The sequence below is a fragment of the Paraburkholderia sp. SECH4 genome (assembly GCF_030511745.1).
In the GTDB taxonomy this organism is placed as follows: domain Bacteria; phylum Pseudomonadota; class Gammaproteobacteria; order Burkholderiales; family Burkholderiaceae; genus Paraburkholderia; species Paraburkholderia madseniana.
Map to the genome: position 1 here is coordinate 18,800 of NZ_JALOCP010000033.1, position 23,315 is coordinate 42,114.

The following is a 23,315-nucleotide window of genomic DNA, read 5'->3' on the forward strand; positions in this document are numbered from 1 at the left end:
CGCTCATCCACTTCGAGCATGCGATGACGCTGAAGGAACCGCCGGTTAGCCGCTTGCATGGTAGAAGCAAACTAGCTGATTGGCTAGCTAACAGGCTAATAGAAAGTCGGCACGAACGGCGTTATTGTCGGATGGTGACGAGTGGCCCTTGAGTGACCCTTGCATCGCTACTCCGATTCAATCAGCCCGTGAGAAAGGAGACCTCCGCCGTGCCGCGCCCGATATCGCGTCCCGCACGAATCAACCCTACCGAACACCTGGTTGCGCCAACGCCGTTGTAACCGCTCATCGCGGTCCTGCTTTCGCCCTCTTCCTGTCGTTCGATTTCCTGCCAGGCAATGCTCCCGGTTTTTGCTGACCTACAGCAACAAACTGCAAAGTGGATTGCTTGTGCGAAAATAACATATTTGTTATTATTGACTCCAATGGCATTTACGATCGACTTCTACAACGAAAAGGTCAAAGTGAACGTTGCCTCCTTGCCGAAAACGCTGCTCGCACGCTTCATCGCGCTGGCCGATCGCATGGAGGAATACGGGCCGAATCTCGGCGAGCCGCACACTGCATCAATGGGTGGTGGCTTGTTCGAAATGCGCCTCAAAGGCGCGGAGGGCATCGCCAGAGTGTTCTACTGCTCGATCGTGGAACGGAAAATCGTCATGCTTCACAGCTTCGTGAAGAAGTCGCAACAAACGCCGCGCAACGAACTGGACGTGGCGCGCAAAAGACTGCTGGAGATCAGAAATGGCAACCTATAAGGCAATGCGCGAGCGGGCGCTCGCCGACCCCGAAGTACGCGCCGAATACGAACGGCTGAACCGCGAAGAATTCGCGCTGCTCGACCAGATGCTCGCCGCGCGCCGCGAAGCCGGCCTGACGCAGGCGCAAGTCGCCGAGCGCATGGGCACGAAAGCACCGGCCATCACCCGGCTGGAACGGGCTCTTGCGTCGGGGCAGCACTCGCCTTCTATCGACACGTTGCGCAGGTACGCGGCCGCGTGTGGCAAGCAACTGTTTATTTCGATCGCCTAGGCTTCATCCCCGCGGCGTTGAGCGCTCGCGCCGCCTGTTGCGGCGATCTCTCGCTGACTGACATGACTGGAATGCGGCGTCCGCAGCGAGGGACCTAGTCACGAAGACGCCGGAGCCGCGTTGTTGCAGCGCGGTCTATTGCCGCAGTTCTGCGCAGACCACGAGAGACGCACGCAAGGACGCATTAAGGAAAACTTGATACCTATCAAGGCTTTGCCGTCTCAAAAACGAAAATACGCGCAAAACAACGTGGTTTTTTGACGCACGTCGCATTGCAGCAAAAGTTTCGCTCATCCCCTACTCTTGCCCCATCTGCCCAGCGCAGTGCGCACCGACAACGGTCGACGCGCGTAGTCCGCCCTCACGGGCATCACGACCTTCACGCTCATGAACTCCGCAATTTCGGCCTTCGATCTCGCCCGCATTCAGTTTGCGTTCACCGTCTCGTTTCACATTGTTTTTCCGGCGCTCAGCATCGGCCTCGCCAGTTTCATCGCTGTTCTCGAATGGCGCTGGCTGAAAACCGGCAAGGCGTACTACAAAGATCTTTGCCTGTTCTGGTCGAAGATCTTCGCAGTCGCCTTCGGTATGGGCGTCGTGTCCGGCGTCGTGATGAGCTATCAGTTCGGCACCAACTGGTCGGGCTTCTCCAGTTTCGCCGGACCCATCACCGGACCGTTGTTGATGTATGAGGTCATGACCGCGTTCTTCCTCGAAGCGGGCTTCCTCGGCATCATGCTGTTCGGCTGGCAGCGCGTAAGTCCGCGCGCTCACTTCGGCGCCACGCTGATGGTGGCGATCGGCACGCTGATTTCGACCTTCTGGATTCTCGCGTCCAATAGCTGGATGCAAACGCCGCAAGGTTTTGAAGTCGTCGACGGCCACGTCGTACCGCTCGACTGGTTCAAGATCATTTTCAATCCGTCGTTCCCTTACCGGCTTGCGCATATGGCGCTCGCGGCATTCATCGTCGCGGGGCTGGTGGTGTCGGCGGTGGGCGCATGGCATCTGCTGCGCGGCCGGCGCGATCCCGCAGTCAAGAAGATGTTCTCGATGGCGCTCTGGCTGCTCCTGATCCTCACGCCGATCCAGGCATTCGTCGGCGATCAGCATGGTCTGAACACGCGCAAGTATCAGCCGGCCAAGATCGCGGCGATCGAAGGTCTGTGGGAAACCGAGAAAGGCGGCACCGCGCTGAACCTGTTCGGCATTCCGGATATGCAGGCGGAGACCACACGCTATGCCGTGTCGATTCCGCACCTCGGCAGTCTGATCCTCACGCATAGCTGGGACGGCGAAATTCGCGGCCTGAAGGAATTCCCGCCGCAAGACCGGCCGAACTCGACGGTGGTGTTCTGGAGCTTCCGCATCATGGCCGGACTCGGCGTGCTGATGATCCTGATGTCGCTGGCCGCTTGGGCGCTGCGCCGTCGCGAACGTCTATTCGAAGCGAAGTGGTTCCAGCGCGTCGCCGTGGCCATGGGGCCGACCGGCTTCATCACGTTGCTGGCGGGTTGGGTCACCACGGAAGCCGGCCGGCAGCCGTGGGTGGTGTACGGCGTCATGCGCACCTCGCAGGCGGTGTCGCCGCTCACCACGCAGCAGGTCGGCATCTCGCTGATGGCCTTCGTGGTCGTCTACTTCCTCGTGTTCGGCACCGGCATCTACTACATGCTCAAGCTGATGCGCTCGGGTCCGGCATTGCCGGGACAAACACCGCACGGTGTGCCTGAGCACGTGCCGAACCAGACCGCGCGCCGCCCGCTGTCCGCCGCCGATCACATGATCGACGCCGCCTAACCTCACTGCTTCACTTCCTGCTTGCGAGAAAGAAAATGGACGTAACCGTTGCGTGGGCCGCAATCATTGCACTGGGCCTATTCATGTACGTAGTGCTGGACGGCTTCGATCTGGGCATCGGCATCGTCTTCCCGTTCTTCCCCGATGAGAAAGAGCGCGACCTGATGATGAACACCGTCGCGCCCGTGTGGGACGGCAACGAAACCTGGCTGGTACTCGGCGGCGCCGCGCTGTTCGCGGTGTTTCCGGTGGTCTACTCGACCGTGCTGTCCGCGCTGTACCTGCCGCTGATCTTCATGCTCGTATGCCTGATTTTCCGCGGCGTGTCGTTCGAGATTCGCGCCAAGGCCAAGCGCACCAAACATCTGTGGGATCTGGCATTCATCGGCGGTTCGGCGGGCGCGACGTTCTTTCAAGGCATCGTGCTGGGCGCGTTCCTGCAAGGCATCCCGGTGATCGACGGCGGCTATGCAGGCGACGCCTTCGGCTGGCTCACGCCGTTCAGTCTGCTGACGGGCCTCGGTCTGGTGATCACCTACGCGTTGCTCGGCTGCTGCTGGCTGGTCGCGAAAACCGAAGGCGATCTGCAACGCCGCCTGCATCGCGTGGTGTGGCCGCTGACGCTCGTGCTGCTCGGCTTCATCGCGATGGTCAGCCTGTGGACGCCGCTGCAAGATCCGACTATCGCGCAGCGCTGGTTCCACGACAACCTGTTCTACCGTCTGCTGCCGGTGCCGTTCCTCGTGGCGATCTGCGCGTTCTTCATGCACCGTGCGGTGCGCGCGCGGCATCACAACACGCCGTTCGTGCTGGCGCTCCTGCTGGTGCTGCTCGGTTATGCCGGGCTGCTGGTGAGCCTGTGGCCGTATGCGATTCCGTCGAGCATGACGCTCTGGGAAGCCGCTGCGCCGCGCTCGAGCCAGATGTTCACGCTAGTCGGCGCAGCAGTGATTCTGCCGGTCATCATCGCTTATACGACGATGGGTTATTGGGTATTTCGTGGCAAGGTGCGTCATGGCGACCAACATCACTATCACTAAGAACACGGGCGACAGCGCCACAGGCGGCGCGTCTCAAACGCCGGGGCGCCGGCTGCCCGGCTGGCTGTGGTTCGTCGCGCTATGGTGCTTTGGCGTAGCCTCGGCGATGTCGCTCGGCTTCGCGTTCAAGCTTCTGATGAATGCGACGTTATTCGCAATCAAATGAATCATGTGCTTGCGTGATTTCATCTGGTGCGCATAACCTGCGGATTCACGCGTGGACGGCTTCAAAAATTGCGCCGTGCGGCTCGTCTTCGTAACAAGCCGGAACCTATGCGCGGGAGACCTACCTTACACATAATGCTGGTGCATCGAACCAGTCGGCGATTATATAAATAGATGTTCATTCGTGCGGCGAACCGGAAGGCGCGCCGCACCACCGATCGGCATATGATCGCGGGGTAGCCGGCAATGACGCGAATCGAGAATAGAAGTAAAACGGGAAGTAGAGCCAGAAGCACGGCGGTGACAGTCCACAACGCGCAGTCCCGACTCGCGGAGACATCATGAAGTTTCTTGTGGCCGACGACCATGAACTGATCCGGCAAGGCGTCAAAGGGCTATTGCGCGGGCTAGATCCCGACGCGCAATTCGACGAAGCCGATAGCTGGGAATCCCTCGCTGCCGCCGCGCGGCCCGACGCCGACCACGACCTCGCCATCGTCGACCTGCATATGCCAGGTATGACCGGCGCGTCGTCGCTTGAAGTGCTGTTGAAGGCAAACCCGGCGTTGCCGGTCGTCGTGCTCTCCGCTGAAGAGTCGCCCGACGAAATGCGCGCGGTGCTGGCTGCCGGAGCGCTCGGCTTCGTGCCCAAGCGGCAACCCGCCAGCGTCATGCTCAAGGCGATCGAGCTGGTGTTGTCGGGCGGCGCCTATGTGCCGATGGAGGCACTCAGCCTGCTGGGCTCACGCGAGACGCAAGCCGCACCCGCGCGTGCCGAAGCGCCCGCGGAGCTTGCCGCCCATGACGCCGCGCACGCCCCGACTCAGGGCGGCGCCGCGCTCACGGAACCGATCACGCAAATCCAGGCGCTGCAGCCGCACCAGCAACATCTGCTGGAGAACCTGTCGCCGCGACAGCAGGACATCATGCGGCTGGTGCATCGCGGCTGGACCAACAAGATGATCGCGCGTGAGCTGGGCGTCGCGGAAGGGACGGTCAAGGTGCATCTGTCGGTGATCTTCCGGGCGCTCGGCGTGCACAACCGGTCCACGGCAATCGCCGTGATCAACGGCTGGCTCGAGGCCGGGAAAACCCTCTAACAACAGATCAACGGGCGGCGCTCATGTCGCCCTTCATGTCACCCTTCACGCCGCCCGCCCCTTATCCAGTTCCGCCTGCTGCCACAGCATTTCCAGGGTGCGCCGCAAACGCGCCGGCGTAACCGGTTTGTGCAGCACCGGAATGCCTTGCAGGGCCAGCGCCGCCAGTTCGGCCGAGGCCATATCGCCCGTGATCAGCAAGGTCACCACACTGTCGTGGCCCGCCCGCCCGAGCACGTTGCGCACGGCCGACAGCGCTTGCGCGCCGGTCCGGTGATTGGCCAACTGGTAGTCGCATAACACGGCATCCGGCACGAAGCCGTCTTCCAGCGCGACGAGCGCATCGACCTCGTCGCGTGCGCCACGCACGATGCAACCCCAGCGTCCCAGCAGACTGGTGAGGCCTTCGAGAATCGACGGTTCGTCGTCGATGCACAACACCCGCCGCCCCTGCGCCGACGGTCCACCCGCCACCGCCTCGTTCAGGCTCGCGACAATTCCGCCGGCGTCGCCCGCCTGCACCGGAAAGCGGAACACCGAGCCACGGCCCGGCGCCGAGCGCAGTTGCAACTCGCCGCCGAGCATTTCGACGAGGCGCCTCACCGTCGGCAAGCCCAGACCGTGCCCTTGACGCGCGTCGCGCTGCGGATTGGCCACCTGGTAGAACTCTTCGAAGATGCGCTCGTGTTCCTCGGCCGGAATGCCGATGCCGGAATCGCGCACCTCGATATAGCCGCCCGAACGACGCCCTGCGCGGCGATAGCCGACCCAGATCGCGCCTTCCTCGGTATAGCGCACCGCGTTCGAGAGCAGATTGCTCAGCACGCGTTCGAGCAGCACCGGATCGTCATGCAGGACCACCGAGGACGGTGCGATCCGCAGCGCCAGCCCCTTCGCCGCGGCCTGTGGGCGGTACTGGCTGCCGACCCGCTCGAACAGTTCCGACAGCCGGAAATGCAAGCGGATCACCTGGGTCACGCCGCTTTCGAGCCTGGCGAGATCGAGCACCTGGTTGAACAACTGATTCAACGCCTCGACGTTATAAACGATGTGTTGAGCCGTCCTGGCATGCTGCACGGGCGTCGCCGCCGAGTCGTTGAGCGAAGCCGCCAGCAAACCGATCGCATGCAGCGGCTGGCGCAAATCGTGGCTCGCGGCCGCAAAAAACCGCGTTTTGGCGAGACTGGCCTCTTCGGCGACACGCTTTTGCGCCGCCAGCGACTCCGCCAGATACTGTTGATCGACGCGTGCCTGCACGACCTGCTGAAACAGCTTGCGATAACTCAGCGCATAGACGTTGATCGCGCAGAAGAAGAACGCGAGGACGATCGCGAGAATGGTGCGATCGAACGTATGCGTGCCGAAATGCAGCACGATCGCCGGAAACAGCAGAAACGGAATCGCGGTCGAAAAATTCAGCAGATCGAAGCCGTTCGACATGAACACGCCGGCTGCCAGCGTGACGATCATCACGGTGTGCAACAGCGGCAAATCGGCCTGCGTGCTCTGGAACGCGAACCACACCGCAAACCCCGGCGCGCTGTACAGCAGCACGCCGCGCAGCGCATGCAGGTTGATCCAGCCGCGCGGCGTCGCGAGGTGTGGGTAGCGGCGATTGCAGATCCACAGTGCCAGGCCACCGCAATTGGCGGCCGCATAAAACCCGAAACACGCGATGAAAAGCGGCGGCGACGGCACGTTCGGCCAGTAGATCGCCACCAGCACCGCAATCGAGAACCAGTGCGAAAAGAAGGCGATCGGATCTTGCGCGTACAGCACGCGCACGAGGTCTTCGTCGATTGCACGCTGGATTGGGTCGGCCCGCATCATGCGGTCTCCTTTGTCCGGCACCGCAGATTGTTCTGACCGGATGGTTTACCCGGCAGTTTACCCATCAGCTACCACTTAATCCATATAGGCGAAGCGCCCGCCGGAAACCATACTGGCTTCACATTCCAGCGCGGCTCAAAAGTTCCAACACCCCCTTCTTTGCCTGCAGTCGAGGCTCCCCGCGCTCATTGCCTAACCCTTTATGGAGGTTTTCATGGGCGCAGTTCCGAGCCACGCGTTCGTCCGCAATCTCGACGATGCGATCCTGCCCGACCTGTGGCGTCGCCGTACCCAGTTGTCCGCCGACGAAATGGTGTCGATGGTCGATCTGGTCAAGCGGGCGCTACGCACCTACCACCCGCTTGAATTGCAGGCGCTCGGCGAAGACAAGGAAGAACTGGTCGCGCAGTTCATCTACGCGAAAGTACTGCGCCTCGCGCCCGGCCACACGGAAACGAATGCCTGCGCCGACAGCGCGCCGTCCAACGGCTATGCACTGTGCGCGTATTTTCGCCGTTACCTGATCGACTGTCTGCGTAGCGCCGGCCATCAACGCAACGTGTCGATGGAAAACGAAGGCATGGCGCAGGAAATCGATCTGCACGCGCAAGCACTGGAAGATCCGGTCGAAAGCGTGTTGCTGCAATACGGCCTCGACGAACAACGCGTGCGGCTCGCGGCACGGACTTTTATCGACAGCCTCGACGAGCCGGAGCGCATCGTGCTGGCCGGCAGCCTCGGCTGGTGCTCGGAAGGAAAAGGCGGTCTGTCGGCCGTCGCTGCTCAGCATCGTGTGCCCTCGTATCACTATCGCGCCGTCAAACTTGGCGTCACCATGAAAAAGACGGCCGGGGCCGACGAATTTTCCAATACCAAGATCGGCCGCTGGCTGATTGACGTCCTCGGCATCGCGATCGATCTCGACAACCGCGCGGCGATTCTGATCGCCTTGAACCTGCTCGCCGCCGAATCGAGCGACAGCGAAATGAATGAAGTAGCCGCCTAATAGCGCGTTGACAGGCCAGCGTGGGCCGACGGCGGTTCTCTCCCTTTTCCAAAAATCGAACACGCCCCATGCAAACGCCGCGCGCCACGTACGATGCGCCTTTTTTTGTCATCGCGCACCGCCTACGATAAAAAAGCCGCAGCCGCACGCCGTCTTCCTTCCGAAGTCCGGGTTCCCCTACCCGGCATCCCCTTCCTGACGAGGTGGTCTGAATGAACCGCTTATCGAGCGCCCTGACAGCAATTCAGTCGCATTACGACGTGGTGGTGGTGGGATCGGGATATGGCGGGGCGATTGCCGCGAGCCGTATGGCGCGTGCCGGCAAAAACGTGTGCGTGCTGGAACGCGGGCGCGAATTCATGGCCGGCGACTATCCGCGCACGCCGATCGAAGGCGCCACCGAGGTGCAATACAACACCGCGCTCGCACAAATCGGCTCGCCGCTCGCGCTGCTCGAAGTCCACGTGAATGAAGACGTGAATGCGGTGGTGGGCTGCGGACTGGGCGGCACCTCGCTGATCAACGCAAATGTCGCGCTCGAAGCCGAACCGCGCCTATGGGACGACGACCGCTGGCCCGAGGCGCTCCGCGCCGACAAGGCGGGACGCGACAAGGGCTATGAACTGGCTCGCGCCATGCTGCAACCGTCGGCGGTGTCCGGCGATTTTTTGCAGTTGCCGAAACTGCTGGCGCTCAAAAAATCCGCGCAGGCGCTCGGCATGGAAGACCGCTTTTACCCCCCGCCGGTCACGGTCACTTTCGAGGACCGCATCAACGCTGCGGGCGTCGAGCAGAAAGCCTGTGTCGGATGCGGCGATTGCAACTCGGGTTGCAACTACGACGCGAAAAATTCGACGCACATGAACTACCTGCCCGATGCGGTCGCGCACGGCGCCCATATTTTTACCGGCGCAGCGGTGCATTCGGTGTTGCGCGACGCCGCCACACAAAAGTGGATCGTGCACTTTCAGGAAGTGAAGCTGGGCCGCGAGAGTTATGACGCACCCGATCTGTTCGTGAGCGCCGATGTCGTCATCATGTCGGCCGGCACGATCGGTTCGACCGCCCTGCTGTTGCGCTCGCGCAAGGAGGGCTTAAGCGTGTCGGACATGCTCGGCCAGCACTTCACCGGCAATGGCGACGTGCTGGCCTTCGCCTACAACACCGAAGACGTGATCAACGGCGTCGGCTGGGGTGCCCACAAGAAGGGGGACATCCCACCGGTCGGACCGACCATTACCGGCATCATCGACCACCGCAACACCGCTAACGTGACCGACGGCTTCGTAATCGAAGAAGGCTCGCTTGCCGGGCCAGTCGGCGCCGCGCTGGTGGCCCTGCTCGGCGGCGCCGCGTCGTTCGAAGGCGTCGACATTCCCACGCCGCGCGACGCCGGGGAACCGCTCGGCTACGACGCGCGCGTGATCGAGAGCTTCCTGCGGGGCCCCTATCACGGCGCCCTCAATCACACGCAAACCTACCTGGTGATGGCGCATGACGACGAAAGCGGCCAGATCAGCGTGAACGACAAAGGCAGGCCGCGCATCGCCTGGCCGAACGCAGGCAAGCAGCCGATCTTCCAGACCGTCGAAGAAACGCTCGAGAAGGCGCAGGCGCCGCTCGGCGGCAAATACATGCGCAACCCGATTTCGACCAAAATGCTCGGCGACCAGATTGTCACCGTGCATCCGCTCGGCGGCTGCGGCATGGGCGAGGACGCGGCACGTGGCGTCGTCGATCATGAGGGTCGAGTCTTTAGCGGCACGACCGGAAATGCGGTGCACGAAGGCCTATACGTGATGGACGGCGCGGTCATGCCGATGTCGCTCGGCGTCAATCCGCTGCTGACGATTTCCGCGCTGGCGGAACGCAATTGTGCGCTGCTCGCCAACGCGCGAGGCTGGAACATCGATTACGAGGCCAAGGGCACGGCCGCTACGCCCACGCCCCAGAAGATCGGCCTGCGCTTCACCGAAACGATGATTGGCACTTATACGCCGGCAGTGGCGGGCGAAGCTGCTACCAGCCCGATCGAATTCACACTGACGGTGGAATCGGACGATCTGGCCGATATGCTGAGCAATCCGCAACATCTGGCCCACACTACGGGCACGCTGACCTGTCCCGCGCTCTCCGCGCAACCGATGACGATCACGGACGGCACCTTCAACCTGTTCGTGGTCGACGAATCGGATGTGGACGAGCGCAACATGAATTACCGCATGACGCTCAATTCCACGGAAGGCAAGAAGTACTACCTGACGGGACAGAAAATCATCACGCGTACGTCGCCGATCAATCTATGGGACCAGACCAACACGCTGTACGCCGAACTCCGCGACTCGGCGCAAGCGGATGCGCCGGCGATCGGCAAAGCAACGCTGATCATTACGCCCGAGAATTTCCTCAAGCAGCAACGCACGCTCGAGGTCACCAACACGCCCGACCTGACGTCGCGCCTTGAATGGACCCTGAAGTTCGGCAAGTTTTTCGCGGGCGTGCTGTTCACCGAGTATGGCGGCGTGGCCGCGCCCTTGCAGTTTTATGATCCGAAGGCGGAGCCGCGCCTCAAGCGCGCGCTACGCGCGCCCGTGCCGCAAGTCGTCTTCTTCGACACAGCCGACGGGACCACGCTTCGACTCACGCGCTACGCCGGGCCGCCCGACAAACCGTTGCGCCCCGTGCTGCTGATCCACGGTTCGGGCGTGTCGAGCCGGATCTACTCCACCGATCTGATCGGAACCAACCTGGTGGAATATCTCTGCGCAGCCGGCTACGACGTGTGGCTCGTCGATCTGCGCGTCAGCATCGAGATGCCGAGCGTGCTGGTACCGACCAATGTCGACAAGGTTGCCCGTGAGGACATTCCGGCCGCGGTCGCCAAAGTGCGGGAGTTGACCAACGTGCCGGACATTCAGGTGCTGGGCCACTGCATGGGTGGGTTGGCGTTGACCATGTCGTTGCTGTACGGCCTCAAGGGCGTGCGCTCGGCGGTCATCTCGCAGGTCTCGGCGCATCCGGTGCCGGGCACGCTGGAAAAGATCAAGTGCGGGTTGCATGTCCCGGACATCATGGAGCATTTAGGCGTGCTCGATCTGACCGCTTTTACGGAGCACAGGTCGTGGCCCCAGAACCTGCTCGATGAAGCATTGCGGCTCTACCCGCTCAGTCATAAACAGGGCTGCGGCAGCCCGATCTGCCACCGGGCGACCTTCCTTTACGGCCTGCTCTACGAACACGAGCAGCTAAATGAGACGCTTCATTCGAATCTGCAGGAACTGCTCGGCGTGCACGACGTCTCCGTCTTCAAGCATCTCGCTGCAATGGTGCGAGCGGGCAAGGTCGTCGATGCCGAAGGCCGAGACGTCTATCTGAGTGGCGCTGACGGCATGAAGGGCCTGGATGGTTTGCGCCTGCCGATCGGCTTTATCCATGGCGAGAAAAACGAAACCTATCTGCCGAAGAGCACCTTGCTGACCTATGACATGCTGGTCGAGCAATGGCCCGAGCAGCCGTATGAACGGCATCTGATTCCCGGCTACGGGCACATCGACTGTATCTTCGGCAAGAACGCGGCGGTGGATGTCTATCCGGTGATTGCGCGGTATCTGAATGCGCATTGACGGAACGGCCAGGGCGTAGCCGCGCGTTACGCCCGCGAACCGCTGGCGCGCGGCGCACCCTGTTCAAAACAACTTGCCCGGATTCAGAATGCCGTGCGGGTCCAGCGCATGTTTGATGGCCGCCATTGCAGCCAATTCAGCCGGCGAGCGCGAGATCGGCAAGAACTCGCGCTTGAGCAAGCCGATCCCGTGTTCCGCCGATACCGAACCGTGCAACGGTCCCAGCATCCCATAGACGAACGCATACACCGCGTGATGATCGACGCCGGGGATCGAATGACCGTCGACGGTGACATGCAGATTCGAATCGCCGATATGGCCGAAGAAATACGACACGTTGCCAGGCCAGCGCTGATCGAGCGCTGCGCGGCAACGATCGACGAAAGCGCCGATTTCGCCGATGGGCAAACTCACGTCAAAGTTGATCGGATCGAGCCGCACCGGAAACTCCGCAGTGCATTCGCGAATCGCCCATAACGCCCGCACGTCGGCCACCGATTGCGCGATCACCGCGTCGCGGATCGCTTCTGAATCGAGCGCTTCGGTCAGCACGGCAGAGAAGCGTTCGCCGTCGTCACCCGCGTCGAAGCTCCCGTGTTCGATCAGTGCATAGAGCGGGTGCGAGTCGGCGAATGGCGAGCGCGTGCCCGTCAGCTTCACGCCGAAATCGTAGAAATCCGGCCACATGATCTCGAACGCGCCGATGTCGTTGCCAAAGCGCGTCGACAGGCGGCGCAGCAGGTTCACGGCGGCGGCGTAATCGTCGAGCGCGACGAGCGCGGTGTGGCGCGCCGCGCGTGGCGGATGGAGCCGCAGCACCGCGCGCGTGATCACGCCGAGCGTGCCTTCCGAACCGATGAACCAGTGTTTGAGGTCGTAGCCGGTGTTGTTCTTGACCATCTTGCCGAGCGAAGTCAGCACGTCGCCGTTGGCGAGCACGACTTCGAGGCCGAGCACCTGATCGCGCGCGGTGCCCGACTGGATCACGCGATTGCCGCCCGCGTTAGTCGCCAGATTGCCGCCGATCTGGCACGAGCCGCGCGCGCCCAGATCGAGGGCGAGTTCGAAACCCGCTTCGGCGGCGGCTTCCTGCGCGGTTTGCAAAGTCGTGCCGGCGCGCACGGTCAGCGTGGCCGACGCGGTGTCGATTTCTTCGACGCCGGTGAGCCGTTCGAGCGACAACGCGATATCTGTCGCGCGCGCAATCGCGCCACCTGCGAGACCGGTCATGCCGCCCTGCGGCACCACCGGTTGATGCGCTGCGTGGCAAATGGCCAGCGCGCGCGAGACTTCTTCCGTGCTGCGCGGCAAAAGCAGCGCGGCGGGACGTGTCGGATCGTGGCGGGTCCAATCGGTCATCGCGTGCTCGCCGATCTGCTCGCCAACGCGCACTGCGTCGGCCCCGAGCGCGGCGCGCAGCGCGTCGAGCGTTGCGGAAAGCGGCGCTGCGCTGACGTTTGCGTTGCTGCCCACGCTGCTTGCGACGCCGTTTGCCAAACTGTTATCCGTCATGCAGTGGTTCCTTGCGTTCCTTCAACCGCCCGTTTCTTGCGATAGCCCATCGAATCATTGATTCGCCCGAGGATGTAGTCACCCGCAGCGACTGGCTGATACTTGAGTTCGGCCTCACTCGTGCCGAGCTCACGCGGATCGACCATCGCACCGTAAGTGGGATCATAGAACGTCGCGATCGAATAGCGCTCGCGCCCCGACGCATTGATCACGCGATGCAAGGTGGAGCGGAAGCGGTCATTGGTCCAGCGCGCCAACAGGTCGCCGACGTTCACCACGAAGCTGCCCTCGATCGGCGGCGCATCGACCCACGTATCGTTGGCGATCTCACGCACCTGCAAGCCCCCCACCTGATCCTGCCACAGCAAGGTAATGCAGCCGTAGTCGGTATGCGGCGCGACGCCGAACTGATCCGCGTCCGATTGGGGCGGCTGCGGCGGATAGTAGACCATCTGCGTGCGCTGCATCCGCTTCGTATAGCGCGGTGCGAAGAAATGTTCGTCGACGCCGAGACTCACGGCCACGGCACGCAGCAGATCGGCGCCGCATGCGGCGACCGCTTCGTAATAGCCGTAGAGCGCAGGCCGCAACTCAGGCATGAAATCCGGCCAGTTGTTCGGCCCTCGCAGCGCCTGGCCCGCACGCACATCGGGATCGTCCTCAGGCAGCTCCAGGCCGATGCTGAAGAACTCCTTGTAGTCGGGACGCTTGGCCTGATACATGGTGGCGTCGCCGAGCGCGTTGAAACCGCGATGCCGTTGATTGACCGCCGCACGCCGCTTCGTCTCCACCGGAAACGCAAAGAACGTGCGCGCCACCTGTTCGGCCGCATCGATTGCCGCTTGCGGCACGCCGTGATTGACGATGTAGAAGAAGCCGATCGTCGTGCACGCTTCGCGGATTTCGTACGCCACGCGCGTCAAAGCCTGCGGGTCGCCGGCACGCACGCCGGCAAGATCGATGATCGGAATGCGGGTCACGGGCATTGCGTTGCTCCCTGGAGGGCTAGTCAATTCAACCGACGAAAGAGGCTGATGAATCAGTCGCGACAAGCTCGCGTGCCTCGTGCATTCCAGTTGTATATACCGCCAAAAGCGTACCCGCAAGTTGCTTTGCGGGGCTTCACGTAAGGGCTTTTCTCTACTCGTGCGTTTATTTATTTCGCGCGAAAACTGCGGTATATACTGCATCGCATGACTCGCGCCGGTCCATGCTGACGAACCGCTTTCGCGCGACACCGCTTTGCCAACCGGAGAATCCCATGAGCATCCTTGCAGGCTGGAAGTGTCGTTTGGTCATGCTGGCGTTGTGCGCGGCAAGCGTCACCGCCCACGCGGAAGACCAGCTCGCCAAAGTGAAGAAAGCAGGCGAACTGGTGGTGGGCACCGAGATGCAGTTCGCGCCGTTCGACTTCCTTGAAAACGGCCAGCAAGCGGGCTTCAATAAGGACCTGTTCGCCGAGGTCGGCAAGGAAATGGGCGTCAAGGTGCGCTTCATCGACTTGCCGTGGCCGAGCGTGCTGCCGGGTCTCGAAGCCGGCAAGTTCGATATGGTGGGCGGCCCACTGACAGTCACGAAGGCGCGCATGGAACGCTACACGTACACCCTGCCGATCGCGGACGCCACCGACGCGCTGCTCAAGCGCGCCAACGATTCCGCCGTCAAGCAATCGTCGGATATCGCCGGCAAGACGGTCGGCGCGGGCAAAGGCTCGGCCCAGCTCGACCAGTTGAAGACCTACGTCGCCACCTTGCCGAAGCCGCCTGAAATCCGCGAATACGTCGACAACAATCAGGCCTACGCCGATCTCGCCGCCGGCCGCATCGCGGCGGTCGCGAACTCGATGACCAACATCGCGTATGTCGCGAAACAACGTCCCGAAACCTTCGCTGTGGTGCAGCCGCCGTTCGGCGCGAAAGTGTACTTTGCTTACTGCCTGCGTAAAGACGCGGACAGCAAGACGCTCGCCGATGCTTTCAACGCCGCGCTCGTGAAAATGCACAACGACGGGCGCCTCGCGACCTTGCAGAAAAAGTGGTTCGGTGTCGCGATGGATGCGCCGACAACGATGCCGACGCCGAACTATTGATGCACTGATCTAGCGAGTGCGACGCGTATGTTCAGCACGACCGTCTTCCTCCAGGGCCTGCCGCTGCTGCTGCATGCGGCACTCGCTACCATCGGCATTTCACTGACGGGCCTCCTGATCGGTTTCTTCGTCGCGATCGGCGTGTGTGCCGCACGCCTCTCCCCGAAGCGCTGGGCGCGCATGTTCGGCGGCGCCTACGTGTTCTTTTTTCGCGGCGTGCCGATGCTGGTGCAACTGCTGCTGGTGTATTACCTGCTGCCGTTCGCCGGGATCAACGTATCGCCCATCGTCGCGGCAATCAGCGCCGTGTCGCTGTGCTCCGCTTCCTATATCGCCGAGATTCTGCGCGGCGGCTTTCTCAGCATTCCGCCGGGCCATCTCGAAGCCGCGCGCATGCTCGGGCTCTCACCGTTCGATATGCTGCGGCGCATTCTGGTGCCGCAGGCGTTTCGCTTGACGCTGCCTTCGCTCGTCAACGAAATGGTGCTGCTGATCAAGGCTTCGTCGCTGATTTCGGTGGTGGGTGTGGCCGAACTGACGCGCACTGCGCAGAACATCGCGGCCAGCACCTATCGGCCGCTCGAAGCCTACGTCGCTGCCGGGCTGATTTACTTCGTGATCTGCGGCACGCTGGCGCTCGTCGCGCACGCCGCCGAATACCGTTTGCAGCACGCCTGACCCACCTAGAGCTTGAGATTGAAATAGGCCATGCAAAAGCTCGACCCCACCGTCATTACACACAACCTGCAGCCGATTGCCGCCGGTCTCGCGACCACGCTCGGCACCTGGGCCGCGGGCGTCGCGATCGGCATTCTGATCGGCTTTCTCATCGCCGTGCTGCAGCTCTTTTGCGGACGCTGGGTGCGCGGCGTATTGCGCTTCTACATCGAACTGTTTCGCGGCACGCCATTTCTGGTGCAACTGTTTTTGCTGTACTACGGCGGCCCGTCCTTCGGCCTCACGCTCGAACCGATGACAGCCGGTGTGCTCGGATTAGGCCTCTACGGCAGCGCGTATTTCGCCGAAGCCTTTCGCTCCGGCTTTCAATCGGTGCCGCCGGGTCATCTCGAAGCGGCAGCCTGTCTCGGACTCACCCGCTGGCAAGCCGTCCTGCGCATTCAGGTGCCGCAAATGCTGGTGCTGATCGTGCCGGCGTTGACCAATCTGATTATCGTGCTGAGCAAGGAAACCGCGGTGCTGTCGATCGTCACCGTCCCCGAGCTCACGTTCGTGCTGACCGGCATCGGTTCGGCCACCTTCGCTTTTGTCGAAACGCTGCTGGTGCTGTGCGTGTGCTATCTCGCGCTGGTCGAATTGACCTCGCGCGCGGGCATGTGGGCCGAAACCCGCATCGCGCGCTTCATGGCATGAACGGAAATCCGGACCATCTTATGAACGCTATCGCCGACATGCCGTCCTCCACTTCCACCGCTGCCTTCGATACACCGCCCGGCGCGCCGCTGATCGAAGTGCGCGACCTGAAGAAACGCTTTGGCGAGGTCGAAGTACTGCGCGGCGTCGATCTCGAGATCGCCCGCTCCGAAGTGGTCTGCATCATCGGCCCATCGGGCTCGGGTAAGAGCACGCTGCTGCGCTGCCTCGCCGCGCTCGAAACCTACGATCAGGGCGACGTGCGCATCGAAGGCGAACTGCTCGGTTACAGCGAGCGCAATGGAAAACGCGTGCGAGCGTCGCAAGGCGAGATCAATCGCGTGCGGCGCAACGTCGGCATGGTGTTTCAGCAATTCAATCTGTGGCCGCATATGACGGCGCTCGGCAATGTGATGGAAGCGTTGCTGCGCGTGCGCAGTCTGTCACGCGATGAAGCGCGCCGCCGCGCCAATGCGATGCTGGAAACCGTTGGCCTCGCGCATAAGGGAGATGCCTACCCGTCGAAACTCTCGGGCGGCCAGCAGCAGCGCGTTGCAATTGCTCGCGCGCTGGCAATGGAGCCGCACATCATGCTATTCGACGAGCCGACCTCGGCGCTCGATCCCGAACTGGTCGGCGAAGTATTGCAAGTGATGAAGCAGCTCGCGCGCGACGGCATGACGATGGCTGTCGTCACGCACGAAATGGGCTTTGCCGCGCAGGTCGCCGACAAGGTGATGTTCATCGATCAGGGGCGCATCGCCGTGCAAGGCAAGCCGCGCGAGGTCTTTCACGATGCCGGGCAGCCGCGTTTGCGGCAGTTCCTGCAAAACTACTTCGACCGCAATGCCTTCTGGGCGCGCGGTCCGGATGATGCGGAGCCGGTATGAACTTGCGCCGATGCCCTCCCGATTCGGCTGGCTCGTGCAGTTCACGCGGACTGTAGCGCAAGGGCCGCCGATGTCCTCCACCGTTCGCAGCAAAGCTCACGACAATCCGCCCGCCGCGGCGATGAAAACCGCGCGCGTGGTGACTGACGCACCGGCCGCCCGCTACGAACAGGTCAAGACCCACATCCGCCAGATCATCGAATCGGGCGCGCGGCAAGCGGGCGACCGTCTGCCGTCCGAGCTGGACCTGGTCGCGACGTTAGGCGTGTCGCGCATGACGGTGAACCGCGCGCTGCGCGAACTCGCCGATGAAGGCCTCGTTACCCGCGTGTCCGGCGTCGGCACCTTCGTTGCGCAAACCAAGCCGCAATCGACGCTGCTGATGATCGCCCATATCGGCGACGAGATCCGCTCGCGCGGTCACGAATACAGCTACGATACCGTCCTCTCGCAACGCGAAACTGCGCCGGTGACGGTGTCGAACGCATTAGGGCTTGCGCCCGGCGCTTCCGTGTTTCATGTGATTTGCGTGCATCGCGAGAACGGTCTGCCGGTGCAGCTCGAAGACCGCTACGTCAATCCGGTCACGGCGCCGGACTTCCTGAAGCAGGATTTCTCTACGACGAGGCCGTCCGAGTATCTGTTCGAGACCGTGCCGGCGCATGACGTCGAGCATGTCGTCGACGCGGGTCTGCCGACGCGCGCCGAAGCCGAGTGGCTGGAAATTCGCGCCGATGAGCCGTGCCTGACGCTGATGCGCCGCACATGGACGAGCGGCGTTGCGGTCACGTTCGCGCGTTTCGTGCATCCGGGCTCGCGGTATCGGCTGGGTTGCCGATTCACGCCGGATCTGTCGCAGCGCCAGGGCTAGCGGCGCGAGCGCCGTGCCCTCGCCCGCTTCCTGCCATTCACACGTTGCCCGCCAGATGGAAACGCGACGCCGGATGCCACAGTTGCACCGACGTCGCCACATCATCGCCGACCCATGTGCGGCGCCATAGCTGCAGGCAAGGCTCGCCGATATCCATCATCAGATGCCGCCGCACATACGCGTCGGGCTTCTGCGCATAGATACGAAACTCCGCGCGCTGGATCGGCGCGAGCCGCACCATGTAGTGATTCGGCGTCTCGACAGTGAAGTCCTGCTCCAGGTACTCGGGGAACACCTTCGGATTGACGTAGCGATCTTCGTACTGGATCGGCTCGCCCTCTTCGCTGTGTACGATGCACGAGTGAAACGCCGGGCCGCTGGCAAGACCGAGCGCTTCGAGCGCTTGCTGATCGTCGCTGGGTTCGAGCGTCAGCACACGTGCGGAATGGCGATGGCCACGTGCGGCGATTTCGTCGGCGATATTGCGGATTTCCAGCACCGTGGATTCGTAGCGCTGTGGCGCGACGAACGTGCCGGAACCTTGCACGCGCGTCAGCACGCGTTCGGTGGTGAGCTCACGCAGCGCGCGCGATACCGTCATGCGCGCGACACCGAATTCCTTGACCAGCTCCGTTTCGGATGGGATCAGGCCGCCCGGCTTCCAGTCGCCCTCGCTGATGCGCCTGATTACATAGCGCTTGATCTGCTCATAGGCGGGCATCGCCTTGGCGGGTGTCTCAGGGGTGCGACCCGGGCGGTCCTGCGTGTCTGCGGTTTGCGCGTTTGTAATAGTGTTCACGTCGACCTCGTGGGTGGTACGCGGGTGGTACACGTTAGGCCGGTTCACCGGCGGGTAAGCCCGCTCACCGGCTTTGTCTCCATCTATCTGATTCATCCATTCGAGCCGGCCACGCCATTGCAGCAACGAGCGTCGTCAGCCTGCGTGGGCAGTGGCCCGGCCGTCGTTGGCCGCCGCGTCGGCGCCAAGCTTCCCCGCCGCGCCAACGCTCGTCACGCTCGCAAATGCGGCGCGAGCTGCGTCGCTAACCGAAGCGTCCAGCCCGGGCCGAATATTACCCGGGTTTGGCAGCGGCGGCGGTGTTTCGTCGGCGATGATGCGAAACGCGATGCTCATGTCGTCCGCGAGCGGCCGATCGTCGCGATACGTCGGCACAGCGCGGCGTATGCGTTGCCAGAGCGCATCGGTGTGCGGCGCGCGCGGTGCGTCGATGCTTTGCAGATCGTAGGCTTGTGCCGCCGCCAGCAATTCGATGGCGATGATGCGCCCGGCGTTGTCGACGATCTCCAACGCTTTCAGCGCAGCGGGCGTGGCATGGCACAGGTGGTCTTCCTGCAGACCGGATGTGATGCCGCCGTCGAGACTCGCGGGCATCGCGAGGCGCCGGTTCTGCGCGACCAGCGAGGCCGCCGTGTACTGCGCGATCATGAAGCCCGAACAGGTGCCGCCCGGCTCCGCGAGAAACGCCGGCAAGCCGCTCACGAGCGGATTGACGAGACGGTCGAGACGCCGCTCGGCCATCGCCGCGACTTGCGCGATCGCGGTGGCAAGGCTGTCCATCGCCAGTGCGATCGATGCCCCCACCGCGTGCGCCTGCGAATAGACACGTGGCTCTTCCGGCGTGCCGGCGACGATCGGGTTGTCGGTAATCGACGCGAGTTCGCGATTGACCACGTCGGCGGTCCCAGTGAGCACGTCACGCGCGGCACCATGTACGTGCGGAATGGTCCGCATGCTCAGCGGATCCTGCGTGCGCTGGCCGACCACCGCGGCAAGAATGCCGCTATCGGCGAGCGCGGTACGCATGCGTTCGCCGACCAGGTTCAGGCCCGGCGAAATGCGCAGCGCCAGCGAGTCTTCGTCGAAGGCCGCGAGTTGACCACGCAGATTCTCGAAGCTCATCGCGGCGACCACGTCGGTCCAGTCGAGCAAACGGGCGGCGCGCGACAGCGCCAACGCGGCGAGACCCGTCACGCACGGCGTGCCGTTGACGAGGCTTAAACCCTCCTTCGCGTCGAGCACCAGCGGTTCAAGGCCGAGCAGTTGCAACGCATCGCGCCCTTTGAGACGCTCGCCGCGATAGCGCACATGCCCCTCGCCGATACAGACGAGCGCGATATGCGCCATATGGCTCAGATAACCTACCGAGCCGAACGCCGGCACTTCCGGCAGGCAATCGGCATTGAGCAACGCGACCAGTTGATCCGCGACTTCGAGGCGAATCCCCGAATGCCCGTGTGCAAAATTGTTGACGGCCGCCGCCATGATCGCGCGCGTCTCGGCAACACCGAGCGGCGCGCCCACGCCTACCGCATGACTCATCAGAATATTGCGCGACAGCGTGCGCTGTTCGGACGGCGACACGATTACGTCGCACAACGCGCCGACGCCGGTATTCACGCCGTACGCGCGAATCCCGCGCTCGACGATCTGCTCGACAAGCACGCGTGCCGCCCGGATACGCGAGCGGGCATCGGTGGAAAGCTCGAGCGGTTCGCCAGCGGCGATGGCCGCCACCTGAACCCAGTCGAGAGGACGATCGGAACGGATCACGGCCATGATAGTGCTCTGTGCGGTGAAGTAACGAAGTGGCAACCAGCCAACGCTGATCGATTAGTTAGTCGTGCGGTCCTGGTGGCTCGACACGAATTGGCGGAAACGGTCCGACTTGCATTCGACGAACACTTCGTCCGGCGTGCCGTCGGCTTCCACCTGACCTTGATGCAGGAACATCACGCGATTCGACACATGGCGCGCGAAACCCATTTCGTGCGTGACGACCAGCATCGTGCGGCCCTCTTCGGCGAGCGAGCGCATCACGCGCAGCACTTCGCCGACCAGTTCGGGATCGAGCGCCGAAGTCGGCTCATCGAACAGCATCACTTTGGGATGCATCGCCAAAGCGCGCGCGATCGCCACGCGCTGCTGCTGACCGCCGGACAGATGTGCGGGATAGTGGCCACGCTTTTCCGCAAGACCGACTTTTGCCAGCAGCGCTTCCGCTTCTTCAACCGATTCGGCACGGCTGCGCTTTTGCACGCGCATCGGCCCTTCGATCAGATTCTCCAGCACGGTCATATGCGACCAGAGATTGAAGTTCTGAAACACCATCCCGAGTTGCGAGCGCACCCGGTCCACCTGGCGGCGGTCGCTCGGTTGCAGCTTGCCGTCGCCGCGCCGCTTCATTTTCAGCTCTTCGCCGCCGAGTGCCACCGAACCGTCATCCGGCGTTTCAAGCAGATTCAGGCAGCGCAGAAAGGTGCTCTTGCCGGAGCCGCTCGCGCCGAGAATCGAAATCACGTCGCCTTGATGGGCGTCGAGCGAAATGCCTTTGAGCACGTGATGGTCGCCGAACGACTTATGGATGTTCTTGACCGACAGTGCAACAGGTGCCGTAGCGTTCATGGGATTCTCCAGATTCTGCAAGATATGCGATCGTTCAGGGCGCGGCGCGGCGTGCTTCGGTCGTGGACGAAACCGGCCGGCTCGGCGAGCTTTGTGCGGGCGCCGCACGCAGATGGCGCGACAGGCGCGTCTCGAGGAAGCCGAGCAAACGCACGATGACGAAATTCAGGAACAGATAGATCAGCGCGGCGCAGATGAATACTTCCGTGGTGCGATACGTTTGCTGAATGATCTGCTGCGCGACGCCGGTCACTTCCCACACGGTGACGAGACTCGCGAGCGCGGTCGATTTGACGAGCAGCACGGCCTCGGTCGAATACGCGGGCAGACACTGACGCAGCGCAATCGGACCGATCACGCGGCGCAGCAGCGCGAAACCCGACAGGCCGATCGAATAACCCGCTTCGATCTGACCGACCGGCACGGCCATCAACCCCCCGCGGATAATCTCAGCGGTATATCCGGCGGTGCACAGCGCCAGGGATAAAACCGCGCACATGTACGGCTCGCGCAACACCGGCCACAGGAAGCTCTCGCGAATCACGCCGAACTGGCCCATGCCGTAGTAGACGAGGAACATCTGGATCAACAGCGGCGAGCCGCGGAACACGAGGATATAGGCACGCGCGAAACGGTTCGGCAGCCAGTGCGGCGACACGCGCATCGTGACGATCACGAGCGAAAGCAAGCCGCCGAGAATCAACGAGCAGAAGAACAGCCCGAGCGTGGTCGGCACGGCCGCGATCAGTTGCCGCAGCGTGTCGAGCAGAAAATCGAAGTCGAAATGCATGATGTCCGGTCCTCGTCAGTTGCGCGCGAAGTTGCGCTTGAAGGATCGGCCCACGCGCGCTTCGGCGTGGTTGAAGACCCGGTTCGAGATGCTGGTCATCAGCAGATACAGCGCGCCGCCCACCACGAAGAACGTGAAGTACTGATGCGTCGAACCCGCCGCCACCTGGCTAGCGCGCAGCAGTTCGGCCAGCCCCGTGACCGAAATCAACGCCGAGTCTTTCAGGCTCAATTGCCAGACATTGCCGATGCCGGGCAAGGCGAAACGCAGCACTTGCGGAATCAGAATGCGGCGCGCCATCGTCATGGTGGGCATGCCGATCGAACGCGCTGCTTCGAGTTCGCCGCGCGATACCGCGAGCACCGCCGAGCGATACACCTCGGCCTGATACGCGCCGGAAATCATGCCGACCGCGAGCGCGCCGACCACGAACGGCGGCACGCCGACAAAGCCGTCCGCGCCGAACCATTGACCAATCGTGGTCACGAGCGTCGAGCCGCCGAAATAGAACAGATAGATGACGAGCAGCTCAGGTACGCCGCGAAACACAGTGGTGTACAGGTCGCCGATCACGCGCAGCGTGCGAAAGCGCGACAGCTTGGCCGCCGCTACCAGCGCGCCGAACACGGCGCCGACAGCGAGCGCCGCCAGCGTAAGCGCGACCGTCATCAACGCTGCGAGCAGCAACACGCCGCCCCAGCCTTCCTGCCCGAAGCCGAGCATCTCTATCAGAGCCATTCCCTACCCCTCATCCATTACGGCGGATCGAACC

Annotated in this window: 21 protein-coding genes; 13 read left to right on the top strand and 8 right to left on the bottom strand. The window is 62.7% G+C overall.

Annotation, left to right across the window (positions count from 1 at the left end; genetic code table 11):
* The first annotated feature begins 338 nt into the window (after positions 1 to 338).
* The 6 genes from M0D67_RS32145 (at position 339) to M0D67_RS32170 (ending at position 5,137) form a co-directional block, all read left to right on the top strand.
* On the top strand, positions 339 to 758 hold the full coding sequence (locus M0D67_RS32145; RefSeq protein WP_308112623.1) for a type II toxin-antitoxin system RelE/ParE family toxin: 420 nt from the start codon (positions 339 to 341) through the stop codon (positions 756 to 758).
* Entirely contained in the window at positions 745 to 1,032 is a 288-nt protein-coding gene (locus tag M0D67_RS32150) for a helix-turn-helix domain-containing protein (protein WP_063498788.1), read from the top strand. Before M0D67_RS32145 ends, M0D67_RS32150 begins: the two co-directional genes overlap by 14 nt.
* A gap of 387 nt (positions 1,033 to 1,419) precedes the next feature.
* Positions 1,420 to 2,832, top strand: coding sequence for a cytochrome ubiquinol oxidase subunit I (locus M0D67_RS32155; protein WP_171927937.1), 1,413 nt, complete (start codon positions 1,420 to 1,422; stop codon positions 2,830 to 2,832).
* Between the two features lie 35 nt (positions 2,833 to 2,867).
* Positions 2,868 to 3,872: a cytochrome d ubiquinol oxidase subunit II gene (cydB, locus tag M0D67_RS32160; protein WP_093646409.1), complete on the top strand. Its 1,005-nt coding sequence runs from the start codon at positions 2,868 to 2,870 to the stop codon at positions 3,870 to 3,872.
* The gene (locus tag M0D67_RS32165; protein WP_171927922.1) at positions 3,847 to 4,038 is read left to right on the top strand and encodes a hypothetical protein; all 192 of its coding nucleotides are present in this window, start codon (positions 3,847 to 3,849) and stop codon (positions 4,036 to 4,038) included. The genes cydB and M0D67_RS32165 overlap by 26 nt, the downstream gene beginning before the upstream one ends.
* A gap of 340 nt (positions 4,039 to 4,378) precedes the next feature.
* Complete coding sequence (locus M0D67_RS32170; RefSeq protein WP_154566047.1) at positions 4,379 to 5,137, top strand: response regulator transcription factor; 759 nt, start codon at positions 4,379 to 4,381, stop codon at positions 5,135 to 5,137.
* A 45-nt stretch (positions 5,138 to 5,182) separates the two neighbouring features.
* On the opposite strand, the gene M0D67_RS32175 is transcribed toward M0D67_RS32170, so the two are convergent.
* Positions 5,183 to 6,964: a hybrid sensor histidine kinase/response regulator gene (locus M0D67_RS32175; protein WP_154566067.1), complete on the bottom strand. Its 1,782-nt coding sequence runs from the start codon at positions 6,962 to 6,964 to the stop codon at positions 5,183 to 5,185.
* Between the two features lie 217 nt (positions 6,965 to 7,181).
* On the opposite strand from M0D67_RS32175, the gene M0D67_RS32180 reads away from it, so the two are divergent.
* Together M0D67_RS32180 and M0D67_RS32185 are read left to right on the top strand one after the other, a co-directional pair.
* Positions 7,182 to 7,973 (top strand): hypothetical protein, encoded by a 792-nt coding sequence (locus tag M0D67_RS32180; protein ID WP_154566046.1) that lies wholly within the window; start codon positions 7,182 to 7,184, stop codon positions 7,971 to 7,973.
* 212 nt (positions 7,974 to 8,185) lie between these two features.
* Positions 8,186 to 11,596, top strand: a complete 3,411-nt coding sequence (locus tag M0D67_RS32185) for an alpha/beta fold hydrolase (protein ID WP_266241006.1) — start codon at positions 8,186 to 8,188, stop codon at positions 11,594 to 11,596.
* A 63-nt stretch (positions 11,597 to 11,659) separates the two neighbouring features.
* On the opposite strand, the gene M0D67_RS32190 is transcribed toward M0D67_RS32185, so the two are convergent.
* Positions 11,660 to 13,108 (bottom strand): FAD-binding oxidoreductase, encoded by a 1,449-nt coding sequence (locus M0D67_RS32190; RefSeq protein WP_266241007.1) that lies wholly within the window; start codon positions 13,106 to 13,108, stop codon positions 11,660 to 11,662.
* Entirely contained in the window at positions 13,105 to 14,094 is a 990-nt protein-coding gene (locus M0D67_RS32195; RefSeq protein WP_266241008.1) for an isopenicillin N synthase family oxygenase, read from the bottom strand. The genes M0D67_RS32190 and M0D67_RS32195 overlap by 4 nt, the downstream gene beginning before the upstream one ends.
* 275 nt (positions 14,095 to 14,369) lie before the next feature.
* Here M0D67_RS32195 and M0D67_RS32200 point away from each other — a divergent pair, with 275 nt between their 5' ends.
* The 5 genes from M0D67_RS32200 (at position 14,370) to hutC (M0D67_RS32220) (ending at position 18,329) form a co-directional block, all read left to right on the top strand.
* Positions 14,370 to 15,197: a transporter substrate-binding domain-containing protein gene (locus M0D67_RS32200; protein ID WP_154566043.1), complete on the top strand. Its 828-nt coding sequence runs from the start codon at positions 14,370 to 14,372 to the stop codon at positions 15,195 to 15,197.
* A gap of 27 nt (positions 15,198 to 15,224) precedes the next feature.
* Complete coding sequence (locus tag M0D67_RS32205) at positions 15,225 to 15,875, top strand: amino acid ABC transporter permease (protein WP_054040252.1); 651 nt, start codon at positions 15,225 to 15,227, stop codon at positions 15,873 to 15,875.
* A 30-nt stretch (positions 15,876 to 15,905) separates the two neighbouring features.
* Complete coding sequence (locus M0D67_RS32210) at positions 15,906 to 16,568, top strand: amino acid ABC transporter permease (RefSeq protein WP_154566042.1); 663 nt, start codon at positions 15,906 to 15,908, stop codon at positions 16,566 to 16,568.
* A gap of 20 nt (positions 16,569 to 16,588) precedes the next feature.
* On the top strand, positions 16,589 to 17,458 hold the full coding sequence (locus M0D67_RS32215) for an amino acid ABC transporter ATP-binding protein (protein WP_154566041.1): 870 nt from the start codon (positions 16,589 to 16,591) through the stop codon (positions 17,456 to 17,458).
* Positions 17,459 to 17,528: 70 nt separating this feature from the next.
* On the top strand, positions 17,529 to 18,329 hold the full coding sequence (gene hutC, locus M0D67_RS32220) for a histidine utilization repressor (protein ID WP_154566040.1): 801 nt from the start codon (positions 17,529 to 17,531) through the stop codon (positions 18,327 to 18,329).
* 37 nt (positions 18,330 to 18,366) lie between these two features.
* Here the strand turns inward: hutC (M0D67_RS32220) and hutC (M0D67_RS32225) are convergent, their stop codons facing one another.
* The 5 genes from hutC (M0D67_RS32225) to M0D67_RS32245 all read right to left on the bottom strand — a co-directional run bounded on the left by hutC (M0D67_RS32225) (position 18,367) and on the right by M0D67_RS32245 (position 23,281).
* Complete coding sequence (gene hutC / locus M0D67_RS32225) at positions 18,367 to 19,050, bottom strand: histidine utilization repressor (RefSeq protein ID WP_154566065.1); 684 nt, start codon at positions 19,048 to 19,050, stop codon at positions 18,367 to 18,369.
* Positions 19,051 to 19,263: 213 nt separating this feature from the next.
* On the bottom strand, positions 19,264 to 20,907 hold the full coding sequence (gene hutH, locus M0D67_RS32230; protein ID WP_266241009.1) for a histidine ammonia-lyase: 1,644 nt from the start codon (positions 20,905 to 20,907) through the stop codon (positions 19,264 to 19,266).
* A gap of 54 nt (positions 20,908 to 20,961) precedes the next feature.
* Positions 20,962 to 21,753 carry an ABC transporter ATP-binding protein gene (locus tag M0D67_RS32235; RefSeq protein WP_028197383.1) on the bottom strand — a complete coding sequence of 264 codons (792 nt, stop codon included), beginning with the start codon at positions 21,751 to 21,753 and terminating at the stop codon, positions 20,962 to 20,964.
* A gap of 34 nt (positions 21,754 to 21,787) precedes the next feature.
* Positions 21,788 to 22,543: an ABC transporter permease gene (locus M0D67_RS32240; protein ID WP_154567711.1), complete on the bottom strand. Its 756-nt coding sequence runs from the start codon at positions 22,541 to 22,543 to the stop codon at positions 21,788 to 21,790.
* A 15-nt stretch (positions 22,544 to 22,558) separates the two neighbouring features.
* The gene (locus tag M0D67_RS32245; protein ID WP_154567712.1) at positions 22,559 to 23,281 is read right to left on the bottom strand and encodes an ABC transporter permease; all 723 of its coding nucleotides are present in this window, start codon (positions 23,279 to 23,281) and stop codon (positions 22,559 to 22,561) included.
* Positions 23,282 to 23,315: the final 34 nt, after the last annotated feature.

Excerpts from the sequence above, each read along its gene's own strand:
- M0D67_RS32145 (WP_308112623.1), top strand. The coding sequence starts at position 339 with ATGCTCCCGGTTTTTGCTGACCTACAGCAACAAACTGCAAAGTGGATT.
- M0D67_RS32150 (WP_063498788.1), top strand. The coding sequence starts at position 745 with ATGGCAACCTATAAGGCAATGCGCGAGCGGGCGCTCGCCGACCCCGAA.
- M0D67_RS32155 (WP_171927937.1), top strand. The coding sequence starts at position 1,420 with ATGAACTCCGCAATTTCGGCCTTCGATCTCGCCCGCATTCAGTTTGCG.
- cydB (WP_093646409.1), top strand. The coding sequence starts at position 2,868 with ATGGACGTAACCGTTGCGTGGGCCGCAATCATTGCACTGGGCCTATTC.
- M0D67_RS32165 (WP_171927922.1), top strand. The coding sequence starts at position 3,847 with ATGGCGACCAACATCACTATCACTAAGAACACGGGCGACAGCGCCACA.
- M0D67_RS32170 (WP_154566047.1), top strand. The coding sequence starts at position 4,379 with ATGAAGTTTCTTGTGGCCGACGACCATGAACTGATCCGGCAAGGCGTC.
- M0D67_RS32175 (WP_154566067.1), bottom strand. The coding sequence starts at position 6,964 with ATGCGGGCCGACCCAATCCAGCGTGCAATCGACGAAGACCTCGTGCGC.
- M0D67_RS32180 (WP_154566046.1), top strand. The coding sequence starts at position 7,182 with ATGGGCGCAGTTCCGAGCCACGCGTTCGTCCGCAATCTCGACGATGCG.
- M0D67_RS32185 (WP_266241006.1), top strand. The coding sequence starts at position 8,186 with ATGAACCGCTTATCGAGCGCCCTGACAGCAATTCAGTCGCATTACGAC.
- M0D67_RS32190 (WP_266241007.1), bottom strand. The coding sequence starts at position 13,108 with ATGACGGATAACAGTTTGGCAAACGGCGTCGCAAGCAGCGTGGGCAGC.
- M0D67_RS32195 (WP_266241008.1), bottom strand. The coding sequence starts at position 14,094 with ATGCCCGTGACCCGCATTCCGATCATCGATCTTGCCGGCGTGCGTGCC.
- M0D67_RS32200 (WP_154566043.1), top strand. The coding sequence starts at position 14,370 with ATGAGCATCCTTGCAGGCTGGAAGTGTCGTTTGGTCATGCTGGCGTTG.
- M0D67_RS32205 (WP_054040252.1), top strand. The coding sequence starts at position 15,225 with ATGTTCAGCACGACCGTCTTCCTCCAGGGCCTGCCGCTGCTGCTGCAT.
- M0D67_RS32210 (WP_154566042.1), top strand. The coding sequence starts at position 15,906 with ATGCAAAAGCTCGACCCCACCGTCATTACACACAACCTGCAGCCGATT.
- M0D67_RS32215 (WP_154566041.1), top strand. The coding sequence starts at position 16,589 with ATGAACGCTATCGCCGACATGCCGTCCTCCACTTCCACCGCTGCCTTC.
- hutC (WP_154566040.1), top strand. The coding sequence starts at position 17,529 with ATGTCCTCCACCGTTCGCAGCAAAGCTCACGACAATCCGCCCGCCGCG.
- hutC (WP_154566065.1), bottom strand. The coding sequence starts at position 19,050 with ATGCCCGCCTATGAGCAGATCAAGCGCTATGTAATCAGGCGCATCAGC.
- hutH (WP_266241009.1), bottom strand. The coding sequence starts at position 20,907 with ATGGCCGTGATCCGTTCCGATCGTCCTCTCGACTGGGTTCAGGTGGCG.
- M0D67_RS32235 (WP_028197383.1), bottom strand. The coding sequence starts at position 21,753 with ATGAACGCTACGGCACCTGTTGCACTGTCGGTCAAGAACATCCATAAG.
- M0D67_RS32240 (WP_154567711.1), bottom strand. The coding sequence starts at position 22,543 with ATGCATTTCGACTTCGATTTTCTGCTCGACACGCTGCGGCAACTGATC.
- M0D67_RS32245 (WP_154567712.1), bottom strand. The coding sequence starts at position 23,281 with ATGGCTCTGATAGAGATGCTCGGCTTCGGGCAGGAAGGCTGGGGCGGC.